This window comes from Rhodopseudomonas sp. G2_2311 (assembly GCF_047501505.1).
In the GTDB taxonomy this organism is placed as follows: Bacteria; Pseudomonadota; Alphaproteobacteria; order Rhizobiales; family Xanthobacteraceae; genus Rhodopseudomonas; species Rhodopseudomonas palustris_H.
In genome coordinates this window covers 1-255 of record NZ_JAZDRK010000054.1, presented here as the reverse complement: position 1 = coordinate 255, position 255 = coordinate 1, and the positions used below count along the sequence as shown (strand labels likewise).

Annotated in this window: 1 protein-coding gene; it reads left to right on the top strand. The window is 63.1% G+C overall.

Annotation, left to right across the window (positions count from 1 at the left end):
- Positions 1–255 (top strand): integrase core domain-containing protein (locus VRZ08_RS25070; RefSeq protein ID WP_414534253.1); only part of this gene is annotated, 255 nt, incomplete at both ends.

The window sequence follows — 255 nt, the reverse complement described above, 5'->3', positions numbered from 1 at the left end:
GCGAAGCGCTTGAATCGACCCGCGAGGCCGGCGTGGTTCAGGCTTTTCAAAACCTCTTCACCCAGAGCGGCCTACCGGTCGCGATCAGGAGCGACAACGGGCTCCCCTTCGCCAGTCCCAACGGCCTTTACAACCTGTCAAAACTGTCAGTCTGGTGGCTGCGGCTCGGCATCGCCATCGAGCGGATCAGGCCCGGGCACCCGCAGCAGAACGGCCGCCACGAGCGCATGCATCTGACCTTGAAGCAGCAAACGA